We start from the raw sequence: 24261 nt of genomic DNA, 5'->3' as shown, positions 1-24261 counted from the left end.
CTCAACTCTTCCCGTCGATGACCGGCGCCGACGCATCGAGCGCACGTTGCATCAGCACGGAGTCGACCCATCGGCCATGCTTGAAGCCGACATCGCGCAGCACGCCCACATGTCCGAAGCCGAGACGCGTATGCAGCGCAATCGACGCCGCGTTGCCGCTGTTGCCAATGACCGCGACCATCTGACGCCAAGGCCCGGCCTCGCATCGGTCGATCAGCGCGCTGAGAAGCGTGTAGCCGAGACCGCGGCCATGAAAGCCCTCGGCGATATAGATGGAGTCTTCGATCGTATGCCGATACGCCGAGCGCGCCCGATACGCCGACGCATAGGCATATCCGGCCACTTCGCCATCGATCTCGGCGACGAGATAAGGCAAGCCCGCAGCCACGATGGCCGCCTGACGCGAACGCATTTCATCGGGCGATGGCGGGACTTCCTCGAAGGTGGCGAGCGCATGGTCGACGTAATGCGCATAGATGCGCGCGATGGCGTCGAAATCGCCGGATGCGGCGTCGCGAATGATCGGCGCGGTGGCGCTCTGTGCGTTCATCGTCGTTTCTGGAGCAAAAGTGATAAGCGGATTCTCGCACGACCGGCCGAGGCAAAAAAAGGGCCTGCGGGCCGTGCGCCAACCCACCAAGCCGGCGACTTATAGGTTAAAGAAAGCGTTGAACCGGGCGGGCGCTGCCCCCTACACTTAGTCGTCTGTCCGGGACGGCGGACGGCGCTGCCCTGCGCGCGCCCCGCCAAGTCGAGCATCCGAACGAAAAACGCGCTCAAAGCGCGTGCGGCGTAAGACCAGTATCACCCAACGCGCCGCGGACCATAACATGCAATGAACAAATTCCAACGTGGGGCGCTGGCGGCGCTTCTGATCGTCATCGTGGTGACTGCGGCGCTCGCACCGGCGGGCATCGGCTTTTTATTGGCGGAGCGCAGCCGCCGGCAGGAGCGAGTCGAATTGCTGAACACCGCCGCCGCCGCCGCGCTGTTTCGGGCGGAAGACGTAACGCGCCGTCTGTCGGGCGCGCTCGGCGAAATCGGCAAGGTGAGCGCCACGCCATGCTCGACGATCTATCTCCACGAACTCAGGCGCATTGCGCTGACACATACACAAGTGCGCGATGCGGGCGCCTACGATCACGACGGCCGCTGGCAATGCTCGTCGCTTCTGGGCGCGGTGTCGGCGGGCACGCTCGAAGGGCTCACGCTACCGGCTCCGGACTGGCGTTCGCGCGACGGCGTGAGCGCCTGGTATGCGCTCTCGCGTTTGCCGGGCGGCAAGGAGTCGCTGGTCATGGGCCGCGACGGTTTCTACGTCGCCGCCGATCCTTCGCTCTATCTCGATGGTCGCGACAACGCGAGCGCGCCCGCGAGTCTCGCGGTCATCAACACCGAAGCGAGCCGCGTGATCGCGCGCACGCCCGCCACCGATACCGCCGCCATCCTCGCCGTTTATCGCACACCATCGCCCGGGCCTGACTGCGCGTCGTGGGTCGTGCGCCGGTCCGTGTCGCTGCCGCTCGCGGTGGTCGTGAGCGCGCCGCATCAGACCTTCAGGCAGCGTGTCTCCACCTTGCCGTGGGGATGGCTGCTCGGCGGCATGGGCGCGGGTCTCGCGTGCGCTGGCTGGGCCGCATGGTTCATCGTGAGAAGGCTCTCGCCGCGCGGTCAGTTGAGCGACGCGGTGCGGCGGCATCAGTTCATCGTCGCGTATCAGCCTATCGTCGATCTCACCACGCGGCGTTGCGTCGGCGCGGAAGCACTCGTGCGCTGGAAGCATCATGACCGGATCGTGCGGCCGGATCACTTCATTCCGCTCGCGGAGCATGGCGGGCTGATCCAGGCCATCACCGATCAGGTGCTCGACACCGTGCTCTTCGAACTCGGCGAGTTTCTCAAGCGCTATCGCGATTACTACGTGTCCGTGAATCTGTCCGTGCCGGATCTCACGACGCACCGTTTTCTCGACGTGCTGCGCCCGGCGGTGGCGCGGGTCGGCGTGCGGCCGCAGCAGATTCGCATCGAAGCGACCGAGCGCAGTTTCCTCGATGCCGCCGCCGCGAAGGAAGTCATCAGCGCGTTCCGCGATGCGGGGCACGCGGTCTATCTCGACGACTTCGGCACCGGTTATTCGAGCCTGTCCCACTTGCAGAATTTTCGCGTGGATGGCCTGAAGATCGACAAATCGTTCGTCGATACCATCGGTCAGGACGCGGCATCGAGCAGCGTGGCCTCGCATATCGTCGACATGGCCGAGACGCTCGACGTGCAGGTGATCGCCGAGGGCATCGAGCGCGAGGAACAGGCGGCGTATCTGCAAGCGCGGGGCGCGAAGTTCGGTCAGGGCTGGCTCTTCTCGCCGCCGCTCTCGGCTGCCGAGTTCATCCGCTACGCAAGCAGGACGCGCGGACACTGAGCGGGTTGGAATCGCCGGTATCGTCCTCATCTGGTGGGCTGACCTCAAGGAGCCACGACCATGAACGACCAGACAGCAAGCGCTTTTCTTCGCGATGTCCGTCATCCGCTGCTCACGCTTCATCGCAGCGTGCTCGCGCACATGCGCGCGCGCCACGAGGCCGAGTTCGGCGCGGTGTCGCCCGGCGAGTTCCTGCAGATCGTGATCAACGGTTCGGCTTATAAATGGCTCTCGCCCTTGTCGGCCGCGATCGCCGCCATCGACGACGTCCTCGACGACCGTGAAGCCACGCCCGAGGCGCGCATCGAGCACGCGAAAGCGGTGGCCGCGATGTTCCGCGCCGAAACTCGCGACGCCGCCTTCGCCGAACGTTTCCTGCCGCTGCTGCAGGAAAGCGCCGATATCGCGGTGGCCAACGGCCAGGTCGCGCAACTCGTGCGCGCGCTGCCAGCGGATTGAACGCGACGCGGCCACGATAGGTCATCGTCTGGACGCCGACGCGTCTATCGAAAATGCGACCTGAAAGCGCGATTTTTCAACCTCATGCGTGCGTGGGTTCCGATCCGCGCTCGCGTACGCAGCGGCGTCTCGACTGCCTTCACACACGGATGCTGCATCGCACTATAAGCCAGCTTGCGCTTTGAGCGATTATTTTTAGCTTGCGAGGATCGCCGCCAATCGAAGAACAAATTGGAGGCGCTCCTTGTCTTTACACGGTTTCGGTCCGCTCCTATGGGCGGGCGCCAGGGAAACGCTCGCGCTCGCGGTGCTGTCGCTTCTCGTGGCGGTGCTGCTCGGACTTGCGGGCGCGACGGCCAAGTTGTCGCGGCATGGGGCGCTGCGCGCTATCGCCACCGCCTACACGACACTCATCCGCTCCGTTCCCGATCTCGTCCTCATGCTGCTCTTGTTCTACAGCATTCAGATCGCGATCAATCGCGTCACCGATGCCTTCGGCTGGGACCAGTTCGACATGGACCCCTTCACGGCCGGCGTGCTGACGCTCGGGTTCATCTACGGCGCGTACTTCACCGAGACCTTTCGCGGCGCGTTCCTCGCCGTGCCGCGCGGCCAGCTCGAAGCGGGTAGCGCCTACGGCATGAGCGGCATGCGCGTGTTCGGCCGCATTCTTTTTCCGCAGATGATGCGCTTTGCGTTACCGGGCATCGGCAACAACTGGCAGGTGCTGGTGAAGGCGACCGCGCTCGTGTCGATCATCGGGCTCGCGGATGTCGTCAAGGCGGCGCAGGATGCGGGCAAGAGCACCTTCGACATGTTCTTCTTCATCCTCGTCGCGGCGCTCATCTATCTCGCGATCACGAGCGCTTCGAATCTGGTGCTGATGGCGCTGGAACGCCGCTATTCCATTGGCGTGCGGCACGCCGAACTCTGACCACTCACGCTCGCCATGATCCAGATCCTTGCCGAATACTGGCGCCCGTTCCTGTACTCCGACGGCATGCGCGCGTCGGGTCTCGTCGTCACGTTGTGGCTGCTGGCGGCATCGATCGCGACGGGCTTTTGCGCCGCCGTGCCGCTCGCCTGCGCGCGCGTGTCGAAGCGCCGCTGGCTCTCGACGCCCGTGCGTCTCTACACCTACGTGTTTCGCGGCACGCCGCTCTACGTGCAGTTGCTGCTGCTCTACACGGGCATGTACAGCCTCGAATTCGTGCGCTCGCAGTCGCTTCTCGAAGCGTTCTTCAAAAGCGGCTTCAATTGCGCGATCCTCGCCTTCGCGCTCAATACCTGCGCCTACACGACCGAGATCTTCGCGGGCGCGATTCGCGCGATTCCGCACGGCGAAGTGGAAGCGGCGCGCGCCTACGGCATGAGCGGCTTCACGATGTATCGCCGCGTAATCTTGCCATCCGCGCTGCGCCGCGCCTTGCCTTTGTACAGCAACGAGGTGATCCTGATGCTGCATGCCACGACGGTCGCGTTCACCGCCACCGTGCCCGACATCCTGAAGGTCGCGCGAGACGCCAACTCCGCCACGTATCAGTCGTTCGAATCGTTCGGCATTGCGGCGCTGTTGTATCTCGCGATTTCGTTCGCGCTCGTGGCCGCGTTCCGGCGCGCGGAGCGGCGCTGGCTCGGCTATTTGAGACCGGCGAGCCGTTGACGAGCGGTAAAATCCGAAGCCATGCATCACGACAAGCCATCATCCGAGGAGAAAGCGTTGGAGCCTACCGCCAAAGACGTCGCGACCAAGCTCGTCGCCAGTGACATTCACAAGCGCTACGGCGACAACGAAGTGCTGAAGGGCGTGTCGCTCTCGGCGCGCGCGGGCGATGTCATCAGCATCATCGGCGCGAGCGGTTCGGGCAAAAGCACGTTCCTGCGCTGCATCAACTTTCTGGAGAAGCCCAACGCGGGGCAGATCGTGGTCGACGGCGAACCCGTGCGCACGAAGGCGGACAAGGCCGGCAATCTCGATGTCGCCGATCACAAGCAGTTGCAGCGCGTCCGCACCAAACTCGCGATGGTGTTTCAGCACTTCAATTTGTGGTCGCACATGACCGCCATCGAAAACGTGATGGAAGCGCCCATCCACGTACTCGGTTTGTCGAAGAAGGAAGCCGAGGACCGCGCGCGTACGTATCTGGAGAAAGTGGGTTTGCCGCCGCGCGTGGAGAAGCAGTATCCGTCGCATTTGTCGGGCGGCATGCAGCAGCGCGTGGCGATTGCGCGCGCCCTTGCCATGCATCCCGATGTCATGCTCTTCGACGAACCTACGTCCGCGCTCGATCCCGAACTCGTCGGCGAAGTGCTGAAGGTCATGCAGAAGCTCGCGGAGGAAGGCCGCACGATGATCGTCGTCACGCACGAGATGGGCTTCGCGCGCAACGTGTCGAATCACGTGATGTTTCTGCATCAGGGACGCACCGAGGAAGAGGGCGCACCCGCCGATGTGCTGAGCGCGCCGAAAAGCGACCGCCTGCGTCAATTCCTGTCCGGCAGTCTCAAGTAAGGTGGGGCTGTCGCCGCCGGGTTCCGCGGGCTCGTCCGGGCCGTTGCAGGTCGTGATCGTGGCGCTGCCGCCGGTATCCATGAGCGGCATCGCGCCGATCATCGACAGTCTTCTGCTCGCCAACGAGATCGACGGGCACAGGCTTTACGAATGGCGGATCTGTTCGTGGGACGGCCGGCCGGTGCCGCTCTCGGGCGGCGCGCACATGCCCGCCGATTGCGCCTTCAACGACGCGGTGCAGTGCGACTGGCTCATCGTGATCTCGGAGCGCTACCAGCAGTTCGCCGACTACCGCCTCTTTCTGGCAAGTCTCGCGCGCGTGGCGCCCCGCACGCCGCTCGTTTCCGGCATCCATCACGGTGTCTGGTGGCTCGCCATGGCGGGACAACTCGCGCAGCATCGCGTCGCGGTGAACTGGGAAACGTATCAGCAATTCACCGAGCAGTTCGAGCGCGCCATCGTCTCGCAGCAGATCTTCGAGATCGACCGGAATCGCGCGACCTGCGCGGGCGGGCAAGCGAGCATCGACTTCATGCTGGCGATGATCGCGCGCGATCACGGCCAGGATCTTGCCGAACGCATTGCCGATTCGCTCGGCGTCGGCGTGTTGCGCGCGGGCACGGAGCGGCAGCGCATTCCGTTCGTGACCGCGCCGGGCGAGCGTCATCCGCGTCTTAACGACGCCTTGCAGCTCATGGAAGCGAATATCGAAGACCCGCTCGCCACCGATGAAATCGCGAACCTCATTGGCATTTCGCGGCGGCAGCTCGAACGGCTGTTCCGCCAATACCTCGGCGCGATGCCATCGAAGTACTACCTCAATCTGCGGCTCACCAAGGCGCGCACGCAATTGCAGCGCACGAGCAAGTCGGTCGTGCAGATCAGTCTCGCATGCGGCTTTTCTTCGGCGGCGCATTTTTCGAATGCTTATCGCGACCGTTTCGGCGTGACGCCGCGCGAGGAGCGCCGCAACTGGATCGAGAAGCAGCGCGGCGGCGTGGTCGACGAACCGCGCGGCGGCGCGCTCATCGAACCGCCCGATGACAGCGGCCAGCATAATTGACGAGGTGCCTCGCGGCGCACGCCATCGACCGAAACGGAGCCTGTCCGCCGGTCAATGGACGCATCGAGCGAATCACGAAGTTTTGCACCGCCGCTTTTTTTACAAAGTCGCCGCCGGCAAGGTATAGACGCTCGTTTTTCTCATTTGCATCGTGTACTTGGTCGTCATTCCGTCCGGCCCCGACTTGGGATCGCTCAACGTTCCTTTTTCCGCCAGGACGCGGACCGAGACGGTGCCGTTCATGTCCTTGGAGATGACCGCTTCTCCAGTGCCTACCACGCTCTTCGAGTTGTCGGGTTCGAAGTAGTCGAACATCGACATTCGTTCAGCGGAGTTGCCAGTACTCGGATTCGTCAGGCTTCCCGATTTGCCGTTATAAACGATCACCGAGAATGGATACTTATTGCCGACGTTCATCAGGTCTTGACCGCCGGGCGAGGCAGAAGCAACGACCGGGCTATCTGGGCGCATTGCGTTGTGCGCTCGGACGATTTCAGCGGCGCCGTCCGCAGAGGTCGTCCATCCTGGACCCGCGCGATTGGTGCCGGCGTGGTAAGCATAAAAGTTCCGTCCGTCCGATGCCATCACCACGGAACATCCGGACAGGGTGCCTGTAGTCACGAGGACGGTTCCCCCGCGCGGAATCTTCGAGTACGGCACCGCGATCGCACCGACTCCCTCCCGGCCATTGTCGATACTGATGATCTGATCGGTGTTCTTGAGCGAAACGCCTTTCTTGTCCCAATAAGTGCCGGTGAACATCTTCATTTTGCTGTCGTACGAGGTCGCATCCTTTGTCTCGCCTACGTTCAGCACGTCGCGACGTTGATCGTATCGCGCTTCGGTGGCGTCCATCGGCGCGGCCATGTCGGAGACGTCTCTGTCGTGCCGATAGTATTCGAACCGGACGCGCAACGAATTCATTCGTTGCTGTTCGGCCGCCTGATCGGTGGGTGCACGTAATTTGAGCGGGCCTTTTCCGGCCAATTTCTCGACATCGCGCTGGCCGAGCTGGCGGGCAGGCGGCCGTGTCGTGCTGCCGCCCCCGGCTGTCGAAACGCCGGAGGTACCGGGTTGTTCCGGGCGCATGCGCGGTGGTTTGGTCGGCCCCAACAGGTACCCGATGCGCCCGTCCTGGAGATGTACAGGCCGCTTGACGAACGGCGTCGAAGGTGTTGCAGGCGGCGTCTCGTTTCGTGCGCTTTGCACGGCTCCCAAGTCCGGCCGCACGTTCAGCACGTCGAGCAGCTCGTGCGCCGATTCTTTCGTGAGTGGCTTTCCTTCCTGGACTTGATTCAAGCCGCCAGTCAACACACCGGCGACTTTCATGACCCTGCCAGCAGGCGTCAATGCGTTGGCCTGGTCTAAAATGCCGGTATACCATTCTATGGTCGATGCCTCTTCGGGAGTAAGCGCTTCTCCTCTTGCCAGCTTCTTACCGAGGTCATGCGCGTTCTTCACGAAGGACGTGAAGGGATTTTTGAGAGCCTCGGACGTCATTTCTAGAACTTCGGCTTGCGTATAGTCCGTCCGGATAATCGGGCCGCCTACATATCTGATCTGCACTTCGTCTTGAGTATGGGTGGACGGTGTGTCCAGCATGCTATTGAGCGCGGGATCGATACGCGCAAGATATTCCGTTGCGACAGCGAACCGCCTCAGAGAGACGACCTCGTCCGCCGTGAGATCCTGATGAGCCTGCAATTTGCGTTCTATCGCGAGAACGTTATTTCCCAGCATGCCGAATCGATTGGTGATTGTCTGCGCGACCAAGTCGGGGCGAAGCGTGATCCAGCTTCCTCCCTTCGCGGAGACAGAATATCCGTTTGGCGTATAGCGCGTGAATACGTCCTGCCCGTGAAACTTGGGTGGCGTTGTTGACGGCGTTTGCGGGCCTCCCGTCGTGCTTGCGCCCCCAGGCGAAGTATTTGCGCTTCCCACACGGGGCGGCGGGGCCGCCAGCGCTCTCGTACCGGCCGGCATCAGCGATTCCGGCGGCAAGCCGCTCGTATCTTGCGTCAGTTCATCATTCGATACGCCGTACATATACCCAGTTTGCGAATTCACCTGCATATGGACCTCCTCAACGAGTTGTGGTCAATCCTTTTGTTACAGCTCGAGCGTACGAGATGAGGTCCGGCAGGGGTGATACGCGATCAATGCGCCGGATAAATCGCGCAATCCTGCGATAGGGAAGCGTGCTCCAAGGCATTGCGCTGCGGTCTTGGACGCGCCGTTCCGCGAAAAGCCCTCGAAGCATGTCGCGAACGCGCAAGACGGATGGCGCGCGATTGCCTAATATCGGAGACATTGCAATGGCAGACGAGGAGCACAGCATGAGCGAGATCAAGGTAAGCCGCGATACGTTCGACGAAGTCATGGTGCCGGTGTTTTCGCCGGCGAGTTTCGTGCCGGAAAAAGGCCGCGGCTCGCGCGTGTGGGATACCGAAGGAAAAGACTACATCGACTTCGCGGGCGGCATAGCGGTCACGGCGCTCGGTCATGCGCATCCCGAACTGCTCAAGGTCTTGCACGAGCAGGGCGAAAAGCTCTGGCATATCGGCAACGGCTACACCAACGCGCCGGTGTTGCGCCTCGCGAAACGCCTCACGGACCTCACTTTCGCGGATCGCGCGTTCTTCGCCAACTCGGGCGCCGAAGCCAACGAAGCCGCGCTCAAGCTCGCGCGCCGTTATGCCATCGACACATTCGGTCCGGAGAAGATCGGCATCGTCTCGTTCACGCAATCGTTTCATGGCCGCACTTTCTTCACGGTGAGCGTGGGCGGCCAGCCGAAATACGCGGAAGGCTTCGGGCCGCAGCCGCAAGGCATTCGGCATTTGCCGTATAACGATCTCGCGAAGGCCGTCGAAGCCATCGGTCCGGACACGTGCGCGGTGATCGTCGAGCCGGTGCAAGGCGAAGGCGGCGTGCTGCCCGCCGATCCCGCGTTCCTCGAGGGTCTGCGCCGAGCCTGCGACAAGCACGGCGCACTCCTGATTTTCGATGAAGTGCAGACGGGCGTCGGCCGCACGGGCACGTTCTACGCATACATGCAGTATGGCGTGACGCCCGACATTCTCACGAGCGCGAAGGCGCTGGGCAACGGTTTTCCCATCGGCGTGATGCTGACCACCGAAGCGATCGCAAGCCATTTCTCGGTCGGCGTGCACGGCACGACGTATGGCGGCAATCCGCTTGGCGCGTCGATTGCGGAAAAGGTCGTCGAACTGATCAGCGATCCAAAGGTGCTCGCAGGCGTGGAAGCGCGCAGCCGCGCGATCAAGGCGCATCTGCAGCGGATTGGCGAGCGCTTTAACATGTTCAGGGAGATTCGCGGTCGCGGTCTTCTGATCGGCGCGGAACTCAACGACACTTACAAGGACCGCGCGAAGGACGTGCTCAATGCGGCAGCGGCGAATGGCGTGATCATGCTGATCGCCGGCCCCAACGTGCTGCGTTTCGCGCCGTCGCTCATCATGCCGATGGCCGATCTCGACGAAGGCTTCGCGCGTATCGAGCAGGCAATCGGCCAGCTCGTGGGCGCGTCCGCCGTCACTCGCTAATAGGACCCGATGATGCTATTCGTTCGTCCCGCAAGACTCTCCGATCTCGACGAGCTCGAACGGATGGCGCGTGCGGCGCAACCCGTGCTGCATTCGCTGCCGCGCGACCGCCGCGCGCTCGAAACGCGCGTTGCGCTCTCGGAAGATTCGTTTCGCGCCGAGGTGGATTTGCCCGGCGAGGAGTTCTATCTCTTCGTGATGCAGGATTCGGCGACGGGCAAGCTGCTCGGGACATCGAGCATCGTCGCGTCGGCAGGGTACTCGGAGCCGTTCTACGCGTTTCGTAACGACGCGCTGATCCACGCATCGCGCGAACTCAAGGTGAATCGCAAGATTCACGCGCTCACGATGTCGCACGAACTCACGGGCAAGAGCCGTCTTACGGGCTTTTATATCGATCCGTCGCTGCGCACGCCCGAAGGCGAAGCGGCGGCGCATTTGCTGTCGCGCTCGCGCATGTTGTATATCGCCGCGAACCGCAAGCGCTTTTCGAGCGAAGTCTTCTCGCTGATGCTCGGCGTCAGCGACGACACCGGCGCGTCGCCGTTCTGGGAAGCAGTGGGACGCAAGTTCTTCAGCCGCGACTTCGAGCAGGTGGAACTCGAATCGGGTGGACGCAGCCGCACGTTCATTGCCGAAGTCATGCCGAGTTATCCCATCTATGTACCGCTCCTGCCGGGCGAAGCGCAGCGCGTGCTCGGCGAGCCGAACGAAAGCACGCTCCTTGCATACGACATCCATCTGGAAGAGGGCTTCGAGCCCGACCGTTTCGTCGATATCTTCGACGCTGGCCCGGTGTTGACGATAGCCGTGGACAAGAGCGCATCGGCGAGTTCGGGCGAATTGCGCACGGTGCGCGATGGCGCGCTTGCCGGTTCACGCGCCGCGCCGTATCTCGTGGCCGCGGGCGGCGCGCACGAATTTCGCGCGATCGTCGCACCATTGGCGGGCACGCGGTCCGACGGCGCGGCCTTGAGCGCCGACGCGCGCGCGGCGCTCGGCGTGCAGGAGAAAGAGACGGTGCGTGCCGTGCCTTTGCATCAGGCTTCGGGAGAATTGCAATGATCGTCGTGCGCTCTGTGCGGCCGCGAGATGTCGACGCACTCGTCGCGCTGGCCCTCGAAACGGGTCCGGGCCTGACCACCTTCAAGCCGGATCGCGAGGCGCTCGCCGCGCGCGTCGAACGCGCGCGCCGCACGCTTGCGGATGCCGCCGAGGCTTTCGAGGCAGGCTATCTCTTCGTGATGGAAGACACCGCGACGGGCGATATCGCGGGCGTTTGCGGCATCGAAACGGAAGTCGGACTAGAGCAGCCGTTCTACAACTATCGCGTGGCAACGGTCGTGCATGCGAGCAAGGATCTGGGCGTATGGACGCGTATGTCGCTGCTCAACATCTCGCACGACCTCACCGGTTACGCGGAAGTGTGCTCGCTGTTTTTGAGCCCGCGTTATCGCACGGCGGGTGTCGGCGGTTTGCTGTCGCGCTCGCGCTTCATGTTCATTGCGCAATTCACTTCGCGGTTTCCGCAGCGTCTGTGCGCCGAGTTGCGCGGTCACTTCGATGACAACGGCGAGTCGCCATTCTGGAACGCGGTCGGCTCGCATTTTTATCAGATCGATTTCAACGAAGCGGACTATCTCAGCTCGCATGGCAAGAAGTCGTTCGTGGCGGAACTGATGCCGCGTTATCCCGTGTACCTCGACTTGTTGCCCGATGCCGCGCGCGATGCGGTCGGCATCACGCATCGCGATACCGCGCCCGCGCGCAAGATGCTCGAAGCCGAAGGGCTGCGCTACGAGAATCACGTCGATATCTTCGATGCCGGTCCCGTGCTCGAATGTCACGTCGCGGATTTGCGCACGGTGCGTGAAAGCGTGCTGGCCGAAGTGAGGATCGGCGTGCGCGATGCCGCCATCGAAAGCGATGCGCGCAGTCTCGTGTCGAACACGCTGCTCGAAGGGTTCCGCTGCGGCGCGACCGTCGGCGCGGTCGATGACGGCGAGTTCCTGCTGACTCAGGAAGAAGCCGATGCCCTGCGCGTAACCGCAGGCGATGCCGTGCGCGTGCTCACGTCTTATCCGCGGGCCAAGTAAAGAGAAACGACATGACTATCCAGAATCAGTTGTATATAGGCGGCGAGTGGGTGGAAGGCAAGGGTGCGGCGTTCGCCTCGCGCAACCCGGCGACGGACTCGGTCGTCTGGCAAGGCAACAGTGCTTCGGCCGACGATGTCGAGCGCGCGGTTTCATCGGCGCGGCGCGCGTTTGCGTCCTGGTCGGCGGTGAGTTTCGATGAACGCGTCGCCATTGCGCGCCGCTTCGCCGCGTCGTTGAACGAGAACAAGGAAGCGCTCGCCGACGCCATCGGCCGCGAGACCGGCAAGCCGTTGTGGGAAGCGCGCACCGAGGTGGCTGCGATGGCCGCCAAGGTCGATATCTCCGTGCAGGCCTATCACGAGCGCACCGGCGAGAAGCGCGCACCCATGGCCGATGGCGTCGCCGTGTTGCGGCATCGGCCGCATGGCGTCGTCGCCGTGTTCGGGCCGTACAACTTTCCGGGGCATCTGCCCAATGGTCATATCGTGCCGGCGCTCATCGCGGGCAACGCGGTCGTGTTCAAGCCTTCGGAACTCGCGCCGGGCGTGGCTGCAGCGACGGTCGCTTTGTGGAGCGAAGCAGGCTTGCCCGCCGGCGTGTTGAATCTCGTGCAGGGCGAGAAGGACACGGGCGTGGCGCTGGCGAATCATCGGCAAATCGACGGGCTTTTCTTCACCGGCAGTTCGGATACGGGCACGCTGTTGCATCGCCAGTTCGGTGGGCGGCCGGAGATCGTGCTCGCGCTGGAAATGGGCGGCAACAATCCGCTCGTCGTCGCGCATACGGACGACGTGGACGCCGCCGTGCATCACACCATTCAATCGGCGTTCTTGTCGGCGGGACAGCGTTGCACGTGCGCGCGCCGTCTCTTCGTTCCCGACGATGCCTTCGGCGAGCGCTTCATGCAGCGCTTCGCCGAAGTGAGTGCGAACATTCGCGTTGGCGCTTACGACGAAGATCCGCAGCCGTTCATGGGCGCGGTGATCTCGGCGCGCGCGGCGGCGCGGCTCGTCAAGGCGCAGGCGCATCTGATCGAAGCGGGCGCGGCGCCCGTGCTCGAGATGAAGCAGCGCGCGGCGCATCTGGGCTTCGTCACGCCGGCTATCCTGGATGTGACCCACGCGGCCGACGTTCCCGACGAAGAGCATTTCGGGCCGCTCGTGCAGGTCACGCGCTACCGGACTTTCGACGAGGCCATCGAACGCGCGAACGATACGGCCTACGGTCTCTCGGCGGGCTTGCTCGCCGACGACGAAGCCGCGTGGACGCACTTTCAGCGCACCATTCGCGCGGGCATCGTCAACTGGAACCGGCCGACCAATGGCGCTTCGTCGGCGGCGCCGTTCGGCGGCATCGGGCGCTCGGGCAATCAGCGGCCGAGCGCGTACTATGCGGCGGATTACTGTTCGTACCCGATGGCATCGGTGGAAAGCGCGCAATTGCAGATGCCCGCGAGCGTGTCGCCGGGACTCACGTTCTAAAGAACCGCGAAGGATCAAGGATGTCTTCATTCGAAGCGAACTTCGACGGGCTGGTCGGCCCGACGCACAACTACGCGGGGCTGTCGTTCGGCAACGTCGCGTCGCGCAGCAACGAGAAGTCGGTGGCGAACCCGAAGGCCGCCGCGAAGCAGGGCTTGCGCAAGATGAAGCGGCTGGCGGACCTCGGCTTCAAGCAAGGCGTCTTGCCGCCGCTCGAACGGCCTTCCGTGCGTCTTCTGCGCGACGTCGGCTTTTCCGGCGACGATGCCACGGTCATCGCGCGCGCCGCTCGCGAAGCGCCCGAACTGCTGGCGGCGGCCAGTTCCGCATCGGCGATGTGGACCGCCAACGCCGCGACCGTCAGTCCTTCCGCCGATACCGCCGATGGCCGCGTCCACTTCACGCCCGCGAATCTCGCCGCGAAGCTGCATCGCGCGATCGAGCATGGCGAAACGCGCCGTTCGCTCGCCGCGATCTTCGTCGACGAAGCGCGCTTTCGCATTCATCACGCGCTGCCCGGCACGCCCGCGCTCGGCGACGAAGGCGCGGCGAATCACACGCGTTTTGCGCGCGAATATGGGGAGAAGGGCGTCGAGTTCTTTGTCTACGGACGCAGCGAATATGCGCAGGGACCGCAGCCGCAACGCTATCCCGCGCGGCAGACGCTGGAGGCGAGCCGGGCCGTCGCGCGTCTGCATGAACTCGATGAGTCGGCGACCGTTTTCGCGCAGCAATCGCCCGATGTGATCGATGCCGGCGTGTTCCACAACGATGTCATCGCGGTCGGCAATCGCACGACGCTGTTTTGCCATCAGCGCGCGTTCGTCGATCAACACAGCGTGTACGACGAACTGAGCGCGAAGCTCGCGGCGCGTGGCGCGGTCTTCACGGCGCTCGAAGTGCCGGAGAGCGAAGTGAGCGTCGCGGATGCGGTCTCGTCGTATCTTTTCAACAGTCAGTTGCTGTCGAACGTTCAGGGCAAGCAGGTGCTCGTCGTGCCGCAGGAATGCCGCGAGAACGAGCGCGTGGCCGCGTATCTGGATTCGCTGGGCGAGCGATCCACGCCGATCGACGAAGTGCTCGTCTTCGATCTGCGCGAGAGCATGAAAAACGGCGGCGGCCCGGCGTGTCTGCGCTTGCGCGTCGTGCTGAACGACGTGGAGCACGCGGCCGTCAATCGCGATGTCTGGATGAACGACGCGCTCTTCACCCGCCTCGATGCGTGGATCGACACACATTATCGCGATCGCCTCGCGGCCGCCGATCTCGCCGATCCGCAATTGCTCGATCAGTCGCGCACCGCGCTCGATGAATTGACGTCTATTCTCTCGCTCGGATCGATCTATGACTTCCAGCGCTGATGCCTTGCTGCTGAACGATTTCTTGCGCTTCACGCTGTCGGGCGCGCAGCCGTCGCAAACCTTCGGCGTCGCGCCTTCGGGCGTGCGCTGGACCTGGCAGGACGATGGCGTGCTGTTACTCGAACCCGCGGCGAACGAGGCATCGCAAAGCGTGATTGCATCGGCGGGCATTCATGGCGATGAAACCGCGCCCATCGAAATGCTGTCGCGGCTTGTTGCCGATATCGCGAGCGGCGCGGCGCCACTTGCCGCGCGCATGCTGGTGATTCTCGGCAACATCGAGGCGATGCGCGCGGGTGAGCGGTATATCGACGACGATCTGAATCGGCTTTTTAGCGGCCGCCATGCGAAGTTCACGCAGAGCCGGGAAGCGCCGCGCGCGGCGTCGCTCGAAGCGAGTGCGTTGGCGTTCTTCGAGGGCGTCACGCATGCGCGATGGCATATCGACATGCACACGGCGATACGCGCCTCGGTATTCGAGCAGTTCGCCTTGCTGCCGCACACCGGCGCACCGCTCGCACGCGCGATGTTCGACTGGCTGCGCGATGCGCGCTTGCAGGCGGTGCTTTTGCATCGCGAGAAGAACAATACGTTCTCATATTTCACGGCGCAGGCTTGCAACGCGCTTGCCTGCACGCTGGAGCTCGGCAAGGTGCGTCCTTTCGGCGCGAACGATCTCACGCGTTTTGCGGCATCGGATGCGGCGTTGCGTCGTCTGGTAGGCGGTGAGCGGCCGGACGCGGATGCGCCTTTGCGCGTATTTTCCGTGGTCGCGCAGATCGACAAGCAAAGCGATGCGTTCGTGCTGAACGTGGCTGGCGACGTGCCGAATTTCACGGCGTTTCCAGCGGGCACCGAACTCGCGCATGATGGGGATTACCGGTATCGCGTATCGCACGATGAAGAGCGGATCGTGTTTCCCAATGCTCGGGTCAAGGCGGGATTGCGCGCGGGGCTGATGGTCGTCGATACGACCGAGGCTACGCTGGCTGCGCTCGATTGAGCGCTGGCGTTTGCGGTGGCGCTTGCACGTTTGTTCGAGCGTCGAGTCGTGCTTGTGGCCGGCACATCAGTCGCGATTATTGGGCGGCACATTGCCGACATTTCTATCGAGGTGGGTGGCACGCCTTCGCGATCTGTCGCGTGTTTGCACTTGTGCGTGGGCTTGCCCGTGCATTTGCGTTTGGGCTCTAGCTTGAACTTGCCGCATGCACTTGACCGCGCACCCGACCGTCCATTTGTACTTGCATGAACGCGACCACCACTTGCAACTTCCCCGTCCACGTTATCTCCACAGTCTGTTGCCGCGACCGCGCTACAATCGCGGCCCTGTGTTTGATGCGGCGCAGCGATCATCGCCGAGACGTTTGAGCATGGCTTTCCGTGCAGCGATGCTTCGGACGCTGGCGGCATGCGGCATCTAACAGAGACGAACGAATCGACCTGGAAGGAGATGGACTTGATTAAACTGCAATGGCTCAATCGCAGGTTTGCCGCGCTCGCGCTCGTGAGCGTTTCCGCGGCGGCAGGCATGGCAACGCTCGACGCGCATGCCGCCGACAGCATGAAGGAACTGCGCTTCGGCGTGGAGGCGTCTTACGCGCCGTTCGAATCCAAGACGCCGTCGGGTGAACTGACGGGCTTCGATATCGACATCGGCAACGCGGTGTGCGCGAAGCTGAAGACGAAATGCGTGTGGGTCGAAAATTCGTTCGACGGCCTGATTCCGGCCTTGCAGGCGCGCAAGTTCGACGCCATCAACTCGGACATGACGATCACGGACAAGCGGCGCGTCGCGATCGACTTCACCGATCCCATTTATACGATTCCCAACCAGCTCGTCGCGAAGAAGGGCAGCACGATCCTGCCGAGCGTCGATGGTCTGAAGGGCAAGCGCGTGGGCGTGCTGCAAGGCTCGATTCAAGAGACATACGCGAAGGCGAAATGGGCGCCGGCGGGGATAGATGTCGAGTCGTATCAGGCGCAGGATCAGATCTACGCGGATCTCGCGACGGGCCGTCTGGATGCCGCGTTCCAAGATGCCGAGGCGGCATCGAAGGGCTTTTTGAAGCAGCCGCAAGGCGCGGGTTTCGCGTTCGCGGGACCGGCGGTGTCGGATAACAAGCTGCTCGGATCAGGCGTCGGCTTCGGCGTGCGCAAGAACGATAAGGCGCTGAAGGATGCGCTCAATCGCGCGCTGAAGGAGTTGAAGGACGATGGGAGCATCGACCGGTTCGCGGCCAAGTACTTCGATGTGAAAGTGGTTTTGAAGTAAGGCTTGGTCTTGCTTGAGAAAGCCCGTTTCTGGCGAAAGCGGAACGGGCTTTCGTACCTTACATCGCCCCAATCACCACCGTACAAGTCGTCCCCGCTGCGAGCAGCACGCCCTCCGGCACATCATCGATCTTCACGCGCACAGGCACGCGTTGCGCAAGCCGCACCCAGTTGAACGTCGGGTTCACATCCGCGAGCAACTCACGGCTTTGGGGATTGTCGCGATCGTAAATGCCGCGCGAAATGCTCTCGACGTGACCCGTGAGCTCGCCGCCGCTCATCAAACGAATCTGCGCCTTGTCGCCGATCTTCACATGCGGCAGCTTGGTCTCTTCGAAATAGCCATAAACCCAGAACGAATGACTATCGACGATGGCGAGCTTCGCCGCGCCCGCCGTCGCGTAGTCGCCGCGATACACGTTCAGATTCGTCACATAGCCATCCACCGGGGAAAACACCTTGGTGCGTTCCAGATTGAGCTTCGCGGCATCCAGCGCGGCATTCGCCTGCTGCAACTGCGCCTCGGCAGTCGATGCCGTCTGCATGGAGTTCTCGCGTGCTTCCTTCGAGACGACCAGCGCGTCCATGTCCGCGCGACGCGCCGCATCGGCCCGGCGCATGCGCAACTCGGCCGCGCGCGCCGCGACGTTCGCCTGCGCCTGCTCGACGGCGATCTGGTAATGCGACGGGTCGATCTCCAGCAGCAAGTCGCCTTTCTTCACGAACTGATTGTCGTGCAACGGCATCTGCACGACCGCGCCCGACACGTCCGGCGCCACGTTGACCACATCGGCGCGCACCCGTCCATCGCGCGTCCACGGATCGTTCATGTAATGCACCCACAGCATGCGGCCAATGACGAGCGCCGCAGCGAAGATGGCTATCGTCATGACGTAGCCGACGAGTTTTCTGATCAGCATGATGCAACTCTCTTGAATATGTTGTTGGCGACGAAGCGGTCGAGAATCATCGATACACCGCGAGACCCAGCACGCCGCACACGCAGACGAGCAGGCTCGCGCGAAACAGCGCCGGATGCCAGACCACGCGATACAGTCCTGTCAGCGCCAGCACGCGGTCGATGATCCAGGTGACAAGCCCGCCCGCGAGGCACAGCAAAAGCAGCGTCGGCACGTAAGCTTCGAGAATCGCGGTATCACGCGGCATGGGACGCTCCTTCAGGCGAAATCGGTTGGAACGCTGCGAACGGCGATTCCGGGTCGAGCAGTGCGGTACGAATGAAATGCAGATGACTCACGATGCGTTGCAGCCGATGCCGCTCTTCACGCGGCGTATCCGAATCCGAAGCCTGCGAAGCAAGCCTGGCCTGCATCTCGTCGATGGCGTGTTCCGTCGCGACGAGCGCGCCATCGAAACGCGCTTGCCGTGGCCGATCGAAGAGCCGCGCCACCGCATCGAGCGTCGGGTTCACGACGCGTTCGAAGCCCGCCATTTCGCGTCGCAAATCGATCACCGCATTGCCGAATTCGAGCACCGCGAAGAGCCACTGCAAGGCCTCGCGTTGCAGCGCGGGCTCGTCGGAAGCGAGCGCGTTGATCTGCGAAAGCAGGTCGCGCGTGCGGCTTTCGAAATGCGTCGTCAGTTGCGCGAGACGTCCGCGCCGCGCGCTCACTACTTCGCGGCGCAGGTCCGCGAGCAGCAGACGGCGCAGCCACGGCGCATCGGTCGGCAGGAGCACGGCGAAGGCGATCGCGGAGACGATCATCGACAAGACGAGCGCGATGGCGTCGTTCATGAAGCCGGTCGGATCGTAATGCACGAGGTTGTCCGGCCCCGCGAGAAAGCAGAAGAAGATGCAGTAGCCGATGCCCACGCCCGCGAGCGAGCGACGCGTCGTCAAGAACGCGCCGAGCATGAGCGCGGGCACGAGCGCCGCGCACATCAGCACGAAGCCGTCGATATGCGGAAACACGCCGAACACGACGATCATGCCCGTGATGCTCGCGAGCGTCGTGCCGATAGCCATTTGCGCGGCCATCTGCTTCGGCCGTGGCGAGGACGACGCCAGCGCGCATACGGCAGCGGCGTTGAGCACCATCGTGCCGCCGCTCGGCCACGCGCTCGCGATCCAGAACGCGCTCAGGACGAACATCACGACCGCGCCGCGCAGGCCGGAAACCGCGGCCGCGAGCAGATTGGTCTTGGGCACGTAACGCGCGACCCAGCGCTCGCGTTCATGCGACGGCGCCGCGAGCGACGCGTAGGTGTCGGCATACGCGAGCATGTCGTCGACGAAACGATAAAGCAGCTCGGTCGCGGTATCGAATTCGAGTGCGGTGAAGCCGGGCGCGGCTTCGAGCGAGATACGCGTCGCGCGCACGCGCTTGGGCAACGCGGCCTTGTAGTCGCGCAATTGCGCGGCGGCGTGCGCGGCGTCGGCAGCGTTGCGCACCGGCTCGCCCGCAATCAGCAACAGCGGCGGCACTTCGTGAATGAACGGTTCGAGCGCATCGATGGTCGTGCCCGACGCGTTTGCGCGCAGCCGGTTCATCAACTGATGCAGCGCGTGAAAACGCGTGGATGCGCTCATGAATTCGCTATTCAGCCGCGCGAGCCGCCCGCCGCGCCGCCGCGATTCGGGATGCTCGAAAATCGCGACACTGCGCGCCGCCTCGAAGCCGACGATATCCGCGACGAAGCTCAGATTGGTGCGTTCGATTTGCGCGCGCTCGAGCTTGCCGGACATCGCGTGACAGACGTAATCGACGAATTGCGTGAAGCGCCGTCGCACCGTGGTGCGGATCTGCTCGCCCGCGAGTTGCGGAAACACGAGCGCGCTCACGGCGCCCGCGCACACGATGCCGAGCGACACTTCGCCCACCCGCGTCAGGGCCGACAGATACGCGCCATCCGGATGCTGCGCCGCCGGTATGCCGATCAGCGCCGCCGTGTATCCCGCGAGCACGAAGCCATACGAGCGGAAGTTGCGATTGCGCGCCGCGCCCGCCGTGCAGATGCCGACCCAGAGCGCCGTCGCCGAGAGAAACAGCACCGGCTGCTGCGAGAACAGGCTGATGAATGCGAGCATGACGACGAGACCGACCATCGTGCCGCAGAAACGGTAGAAGCTCTTCGCGAGCACCATGCCGCTTTGCGGCTGCATCACGACGAAGACGGTGGTCATCGCGGTGCGCGGCTGCTGCATGTCGAGCCGCATGGCGATCCATAGCGCGATCAGCGCCGCCAGCACCGCCTTGAAGATGTAGATCCACGCGAGGCCGTCGGTGCGCGCCCAATCCGCGAAGGCGTTCACGAGCGATGCGCGCTTGTCGATGAGAACAGTGGCCATGAACGTTCTCCTCACTTCACCGAGGACGACGCGCCGAGCGACGAACCGAACGGGCCGATATGCTTCGCGGGCGCGAGCGCCGTTTCTTGCGGACCATTCGAGGGATCGTCGATGCCGCCGCCGAGCGCGGAGGTGAGCGTCGCATAGGCTGCGAGCCGTTGCGCCCGCACGCGTGCTTCGCCGTCCTGCGCGCGCAGCAATTGCGCTTGCGCGATCAGCACGTTGACGTAATCGGTCAGGCCGCGCTTATAACCGGCGTTGGCGAGGTCGTAGTTCTTGCGTGCGGCGGCGACCGAGCGCCCCGACGCTTCCAGCTGCGTGTCGAGCGAACGCACGCGCACGACCTGATCGGCGATGTCCTTGAGCGCGGCGACGAGCGTCGCGTTGTAGTGATCGACGGCCACGTCGTATTGCGCCGACACCGCGCCGAGTTGCGAGCGCAGCCGTCCGCCTTCGAAGATAGGCAACGACAGCGCCGGGCCGAATGTATAACCCGTCGCCTTGCTCGTGAGGAAGCTGAGCAGCGCGCCGCCCGCGAAAGTCTGCGTGAGCGACGCCGCGAGATTGATGTTCGGATAGAACTCGGCCTTCGCGACATCGATACCGCGCGCTTGCGCCGCCACCATCCAGCGCGCCGCGACGATATCGGGCCGATGACCCACGAGTTCGGCGGGCAGCGACGAGGGCAAGGGCAGCGGCGTCGCGAGCGCGAGCGTGGGACGCGTGAGCGCATCGCCCGCGCCGGGACCTTCGCCTGCAAGCGCGGCGAGCTGATGGCGCGCGAGCTCAATCTCTTCCTGATGGATATCGACCTGACGCTCGTACTCGGGCAACGGCGTTTCGGCCTGACTCACTTCGAGCTGTGTGCCTATGCCGCCTTTCAAACGCCGCTCTGTGAGATCCGCGATGCGCTGCTGCTGCGCGAGCGTCTGTTGCGCGATATCGAGCAGCGCAAACGCCTGCGAAAAGCCGATGTAGGCGCGCACCACGTTGGTTTCGAGTTCGAGCTGGGCGGCGCGGGCATCGGCGGCGCGCACGTGGGCGACATCGAGCGCGCGTTCGGCGGCGTTATCGTCGCGGCCCCAGAGATCGAGGTCATAGGAGAGCGAAAGGCCGGCGGTGTCGTCCCACGTAGTCGTGCCGCCGTAGTAGCCGGGGCCGTAGAAGTCGTTCTCCGGCCAGTGCTTGCGTTGCAGGCTCATCGCGCCATCGACGTGCGGCAAAAGCGCCGAGCGCGCCACGCCGGCTTCCTCGCGCGCCTCGCGAACGCGTGCGGCGGCCATCGCCAGTGTCGGGTTGCCGCCGGTTGCGCGTGTAATCCAGGCATCGAGCTGCGGATCGCGATACGCGCGCCACCATTCCTGGCCGGGCCACGCGGCGTCCGCATTGGCGGCGCGAATGGCGTTGCCGACATCGAGCGTTGCCACGTCTTTCAGCGGATCCTGCGGCGCGACCTTGCCCGTACTTGCGCATCCGGCGATTGTTAAAAATGCCGTAAGAACCGCGGCATAAGCGGCATAGCTGAACGACCGGCTCCGCACGATTCCCTCCCAAAATTGAATAGAATTTGAGAGTGAATTATATTTTTGCAGGGATTGTCGAATAACCAGTAACGATGTAAAGCATTCTTACTGAGATTGCGATAATCGCTGTTACTGGTCATGTAACAATTCGATCTGCACAAACGCCGAAAAACGGGAAAGCGTCATGGATACGCTCCAAAACATGCGCGTGTTCGCGCGCGTCGTCGAGGCGGGCAGTTTCACCGCCGCCGCGCAGCATCTCAATACGACCACCGCCTACGCGTCGCGCGCCGTGTCCGACCTCGAAGCGCATCTGCGCACGCGGCTGCTCAATCGCACGACGCGCCGAATCGCGCTAACCGAGGCGGGCGAGCGCTATTTGCAACGCTGCGAGCAAATTCTCGCTTACGTCGATCAGGCCGAAGCCGAAGCCAGCGACGCCCACGCGCGCCCGGCCGGCAAACTCAAGGTGCATTCGATGACGAGCTTCGGCGTGCACTATGTCGTGCCGATGATCTCGCGCTATCAGCAGCGTCATCCGTCCGTGCAGGTCGAGCTGACTTTGGCGCAACGCGTGCCGGATCTACTGGACGAGGGTTACGACGTGTCGGTGGTGCTGGCTTCTGAGTTGCCGGATTCCGCATTGGTGTCGGCGCGGCTCGGCACGGTGTTCAGCATTGCATGTGCGTCACCGGCGTATATCGAGAAGCACGGCACGCCGCATGTGTTGTCCGATCTGGTGCGCCACACCTGTCTGCAATTGATGACGCCCGTGTTTCCGCCCGACCGCTGGGTCTTCGACGGTCCGAACGGGCAGGAAACGGTCAGTCTCGGCGCTTCGCCCTTCACGGTGAACGTGGCCGACGCCATGGTGACGGCGATCCGGGAAAACATGGGCATCGGCGTATTGCCGACGTCCTCCGCGCTGCCCGCCTTGCGCGCAGGCACTTTGGTGCGTGTGCTGCCGCAATACACGATGCAGGAACTGACGGTCTACGCCCTGTATCCGTCGCGCCAGTATCTGGACGCCAAGATCCGCACGTGGGTGGAGTTTCTGCGCGCGGCGCTGCCCGACACGCTCGCCGCCGATTCCGAGTCGCTCAAGGAGTTCGTAGTAGGCTGAATATGCTTGCCGTCAGTGCTGTCGGCTCCGGCGCGCTGACCGAAGTCCGGTTACGAAATAAGCTGCGGCGCAACACTTGCTTACTCCTGATTCACCCGCATTTGCTACTGTCTGTCCACGTTCACTGCATTTATCTTGGGGACTCGTCTGATGAGCACGCCACTTATGTTCGCTCTTGCCGCGCTTGTGTCGTTGATCGCCGTTCCGGCGTCGCGCGAGCTTTTCAATGCCATGCGTGCCCAGTCGGAAGAAGAGGCAAGAAAGCGCCTGATCCCGATTCGCGTCGAAAGCAACCGCGACCGGCGCACCCGCTGAATCTAAAAAAGCGCTTCCAGCGGCTCGATGAGCCGCGCTTCGTCCGTGGTGGCGCGGTTCACATCGGTTGAAACGCGGTGCCAGACGAAGTGCGAAGCCGGCATGCCGTCGGACTTCACGAGCCGCGCCAAATCCTCCGCTGATGCGTCCGGGTCCAGCCAGCGCCGCGCCGTGGCTGCGGAGAAAACCAGCGGGCGGCGGTCGTGGACGTCCACGAGGCCTTCGTCGGCTGCTGCCGTGACGATCACGAAGCCTGCGCCGGGCTGCGCGGCGTCCTCCTCGCGCGTGACGCTCGTGAGCGCGGCGAGGAACATGGGCTCACCGTCGGCGCGTCGAATGTAATACGGTTGCTTGAAGGGCTTCGCGGCGGCGGGGTTTGTCGACAATTCGCCCGGACGCGGCTCGATTCGCCATTCGAACCAGCCATCCGCCGGCACGAGAATGCGCGCTTTTTTCCACAGATTGCGAAAATAGGCACTGGTCGACGCCGTCTCGACGCGCGCGTTGATGGTCTGCGGCAGCTTCTTTTGTATCGCCCACGGCGGGCAATATCCCCAATGCACGGCGCGAATCGATTCGTCGGGATAGACGGCGAGCGGATGCGTGCCCGGCGACAGGTTATAGCCGGGCCGCCGGTCGGCGGCATCGACGAGTACGAACGGGTTCTTCAGATGCAGACGTTGCGCGTAATGCATCGGCAGTCGGTACTGGCTGATTCGGCCGCACATGGCTTGGCTCCTGTTATTCGCGTTGCTC

Annotated in this window: 22 protein-coding genes; 15 read left to right on the top strand and 7 right to left on the bottom strand. The window is 63.4% G+C overall.

Annotation, left to right across the window (positions count from 1 at the left end; all coding sequences use genetic code 11):
* Nucleotide 1: 1 nt before the first annotated feature.
* A complete protein-coding gene (locus tag ACYQ47_RS30245) occupies nt 2-550 on the bottom strand; it encodes a GNAT family N-acetyltransferase (RefSeq protein ID WP_250464381.1) in 549 nt (182 codons plus the stop codon).
* A 285-nt stretch (nt 551-835) separates the two neighbouring features.
* Here ACYQ47_RS30245 and ACYQ47_RS30240 point away from each other — a divergent pair, with 285 nt between their 5' ends.
* The 6 genes from ACYQ47_RS30240 (at nt 836) to ACYQ47_RS30215 (ending at nt 6453) form a co-directional block, all read left to right on the top strand.
* On the top strand, nt 836-2419 hold the full coding sequence (locus tag ACYQ47_RS30240; protein WP_250492198.1) for an EAL domain-containing protein: 1584 nt from the start codon (nt 836-838) through the stop codon (nt 2417-2419).
* A gap of 60 nt (nt 2420-2479) precedes the next feature.
* Nucleotides 2480-2878, top strand: a complete 399-nt coding sequence (locus tag ACYQ47_RS30235; protein ID WP_459908402.1) for a hypothetical protein — start codon at nt 2480-2482, stop codon at nt 2876-2878.
* 244 nt (nt 2879-3122) lie between these two features.
* Entirely contained in the window at nt 3123-3812 is a 690-nt protein-coding gene (locus tag ACYQ47_RS30230; protein ID WP_244827663.1) for an ABC transporter permease, read from the top strand.
* A 15-nt stretch (nt 3813-3827) separates the two neighbouring features.
* Nucleotides 3828-4541: an ABC transporter permease gene (locus ACYQ47_RS30225; RefSeq protein ID WP_244827664.1), complete on the top strand. Its 714-nt coding sequence runs from the start codon at nt 3828-3830 to the stop codon at nt 4539-4541.
* 21 nt (nt 4542-4562) lie between these two features.
* Complete coding sequence (locus tag ACYQ47_RS30220; protein WP_370652102.1) at nt 4563-5390, top strand: ABC transporter ATP-binding protein; 828 nt, start codon at nt 4563-4565, stop codon at nt 5388-5390.
* A gap of 79 nt (nt 5391-5469) precedes the next feature.
* Nucleotides 5470-6453 (top strand): GlxA family transcriptional regulator, encoded by a 984-nt coding sequence (locus ACYQ47_RS30215; protein WP_459909381.1) that lies wholly within the window; start codon nt 5470-5472, stop codon nt 6451-6453.
* 99 nt (nt 6454-6552) lie between these two features.
* On the opposite strand, the gene ACYQ47_RS30210 is transcribed toward ACYQ47_RS30215, so the two are convergent.
* A complete protein-coding gene (locus ACYQ47_RS30210) occupies nt 6553-8526 on the bottom strand; it encodes a cytotoxic necrotizing factor Rho-activating domain-containing protein (protein WP_459908399.1) in 1974 nt (657 codons plus the stop codon).
* A 263-nt stretch (nt 8527-8789) separates the two neighbouring features.
* On the opposite strand from ACYQ47_RS30210, the gene ACYQ47_RS30205 reads away from it, so the two are divergent.
* From ACYQ47_RS30205 to ACYQ47_RS30175, 7 genes are all read left to right on the top strand, one after another.
* Complete coding sequence (locus ACYQ47_RS30205) at nt 8790-10019, top strand: aspartate aminotransferase family protein (RefSeq protein ID WP_459908397.1); 1230 nt, start codon at nt 8790-8792, stop codon at nt 10017-10019.
* 12 nt (nt 10020-10031) lie between these two features.
* Nucleotides 10032-11084, top strand: coding sequence for an arginine/ornithine succinyltransferase subunit alpha (gene aruF, locus ACYQ47_RS30200; RefSeq protein WP_250464691.1), 1053 nt, complete (start codon nt 10032-10034; stop codon nt 11082-11084).
* Nucleotides 11081-12115 carry an arginine N-succinyltransferase gene (gene astA, locus ACYQ47_RS30195; RefSeq protein WP_250508881.1) on the top strand — a complete coding sequence of 345 codons (1035 nt, stop codon included), beginning with the start codon at nt 11081-11083 and terminating at the stop codon, nt 12113-12115. Before aruF ends, astA begins: the two co-directional genes overlap by 4 nt.
* A gap of 11 nt (nt 12116-12126) precedes the next feature.
* On the top strand, nt 12127-13599 hold the full coding sequence (gene astD / locus ACYQ47_RS30190) for a succinylglutamate-semialdehyde dehydrogenase (protein ID WP_459908395.1): 1473 nt from the start codon (nt 12127-12129) through the stop codon (nt 13597-13599).
* Between the two features lie 20 nt (nt 13600-13619).
* Complete coding sequence (gene astB, locus ACYQ47_RS30185) at nt 13620-14960, top strand: N-succinylarginine dihydrolase (RefSeq protein ID WP_459908393.1); 1341 nt, start codon at nt 13620-13622, stop codon at nt 14958-14960.
* Nucleotides 14944-15963, top strand: a complete 1020-nt coding sequence (gene astE, locus ACYQ47_RS30180) for a succinylglutamate desuccinylase (RefSeq protein ID WP_459908391.1) — start codon at nt 14944-14946, stop codon at nt 15961-15963. The genes astB and astE overlap by 17 nt, the downstream gene beginning before the upstream one ends.
* Nucleotides 15964-16422: 459 nt before the next feature.
* Nucleotides 16423-17235 (top strand): ABC transporter substrate-binding protein, encoded by an 813-nt coding sequence (locus tag ACYQ47_RS30175; protein ID WP_459909379.1) that lies wholly within the window; start codon nt 16423-16425, stop codon nt 17233-17235.
* A 58-nt stretch (nt 17236-17293) separates the two neighbouring features.
* Here ACYQ47_RS30175 and ACYQ47_RS30170 read toward each other — a convergent pair whose 3' ends face one another.
* From ACYQ47_RS30170 to ACYQ47_RS30155, 4 genes are read right to left on the bottom strand one after another with little or no spacing between them, the layout of a single operon-like run.
* A complete protein-coding gene (locus ACYQ47_RS30170; RefSeq protein ID WP_459908389.1) occupies nt 17294-18154 on the bottom strand; it encodes an efflux RND transporter periplasmic adaptor subunit in 861 nt (286 codons plus the stop codon).
* 46 nt (nt 18155-18200) lie between these two features.
* Complete coding sequence (locus ACYQ47_RS30165) at nt 18201-18401, bottom strand: DUF1656 domain-containing protein (protein ID WP_250464390.1); 201 nt, start codon at nt 18399-18401, stop codon at nt 18201-18203.
* Entirely contained in the window at nt 18391-20544 is a 2154-nt protein-coding gene (locus tag ACYQ47_RS30160) for an FUSC family protein (protein ID WP_459908386.1), read from the bottom strand. Before ACYQ47_RS30160 ends, ACYQ47_RS30165 begins: the two co-directional genes overlap by 11 nt.
* A gap of 11 nt (nt 20545-20555) precedes the next feature.
* A complete protein-coding gene (locus tag ACYQ47_RS30155; protein ID WP_459908384.1) occupies nt 20556-22085 on the bottom strand; it encodes an efflux transporter outer membrane subunit in 1530 nt (509 codons plus the stop codon).
* 166 nt (nt 22086-22251) lie between these two features.
* Here ACYQ47_RS30155 and ACYQ47_RS30150 point away from each other — a divergent pair, with 166 nt between their 5' ends.
* Together ACYQ47_RS30150 and ACYQ47_RS30145 are read left to right on the top strand one after the other, a co-directional pair.
* Nucleotides 22252-23190, top strand: a complete 939-nt coding sequence (locus tag ACYQ47_RS30150; protein WP_459908382.1) for a LysR family transcriptional regulator — start codon at nt 22252-22254, stop codon at nt 23188-23190.
* A 165-nt stretch (nt 23191-23355) separates the two neighbouring features.
* Nucleotides 23356-23505 (top strand): hypothetical protein, encoded by a 150-nt coding sequence (locus tag ACYQ47_RS30145; RefSeq protein WP_309842543.1) that lies wholly within the window; start codon nt 23356-23358, stop codon nt 23503-23505.
* Nucleotides 23506-23507: 2 nt separating this feature from the next.
* Here the strand turns inward: ACYQ47_RS30145 and ACYQ47_RS30140 are convergent, their stop codons facing one another.
* Entirely contained in the window at nt 23508-24233 is a 726-nt protein-coding gene (locus ACYQ47_RS30140; RefSeq protein ID WP_459908380.1) for an SOS response-associated peptidase, read from the bottom strand.
* Nucleotides 24234-24261: the final 28 nt, after the last annotated feature.

This window comes from Caballeronia sp. HLA56, assembly GCF_054655155.1.
This window is presented reverse-complemented; position numbering and strand designations above follow the sequence as displayed.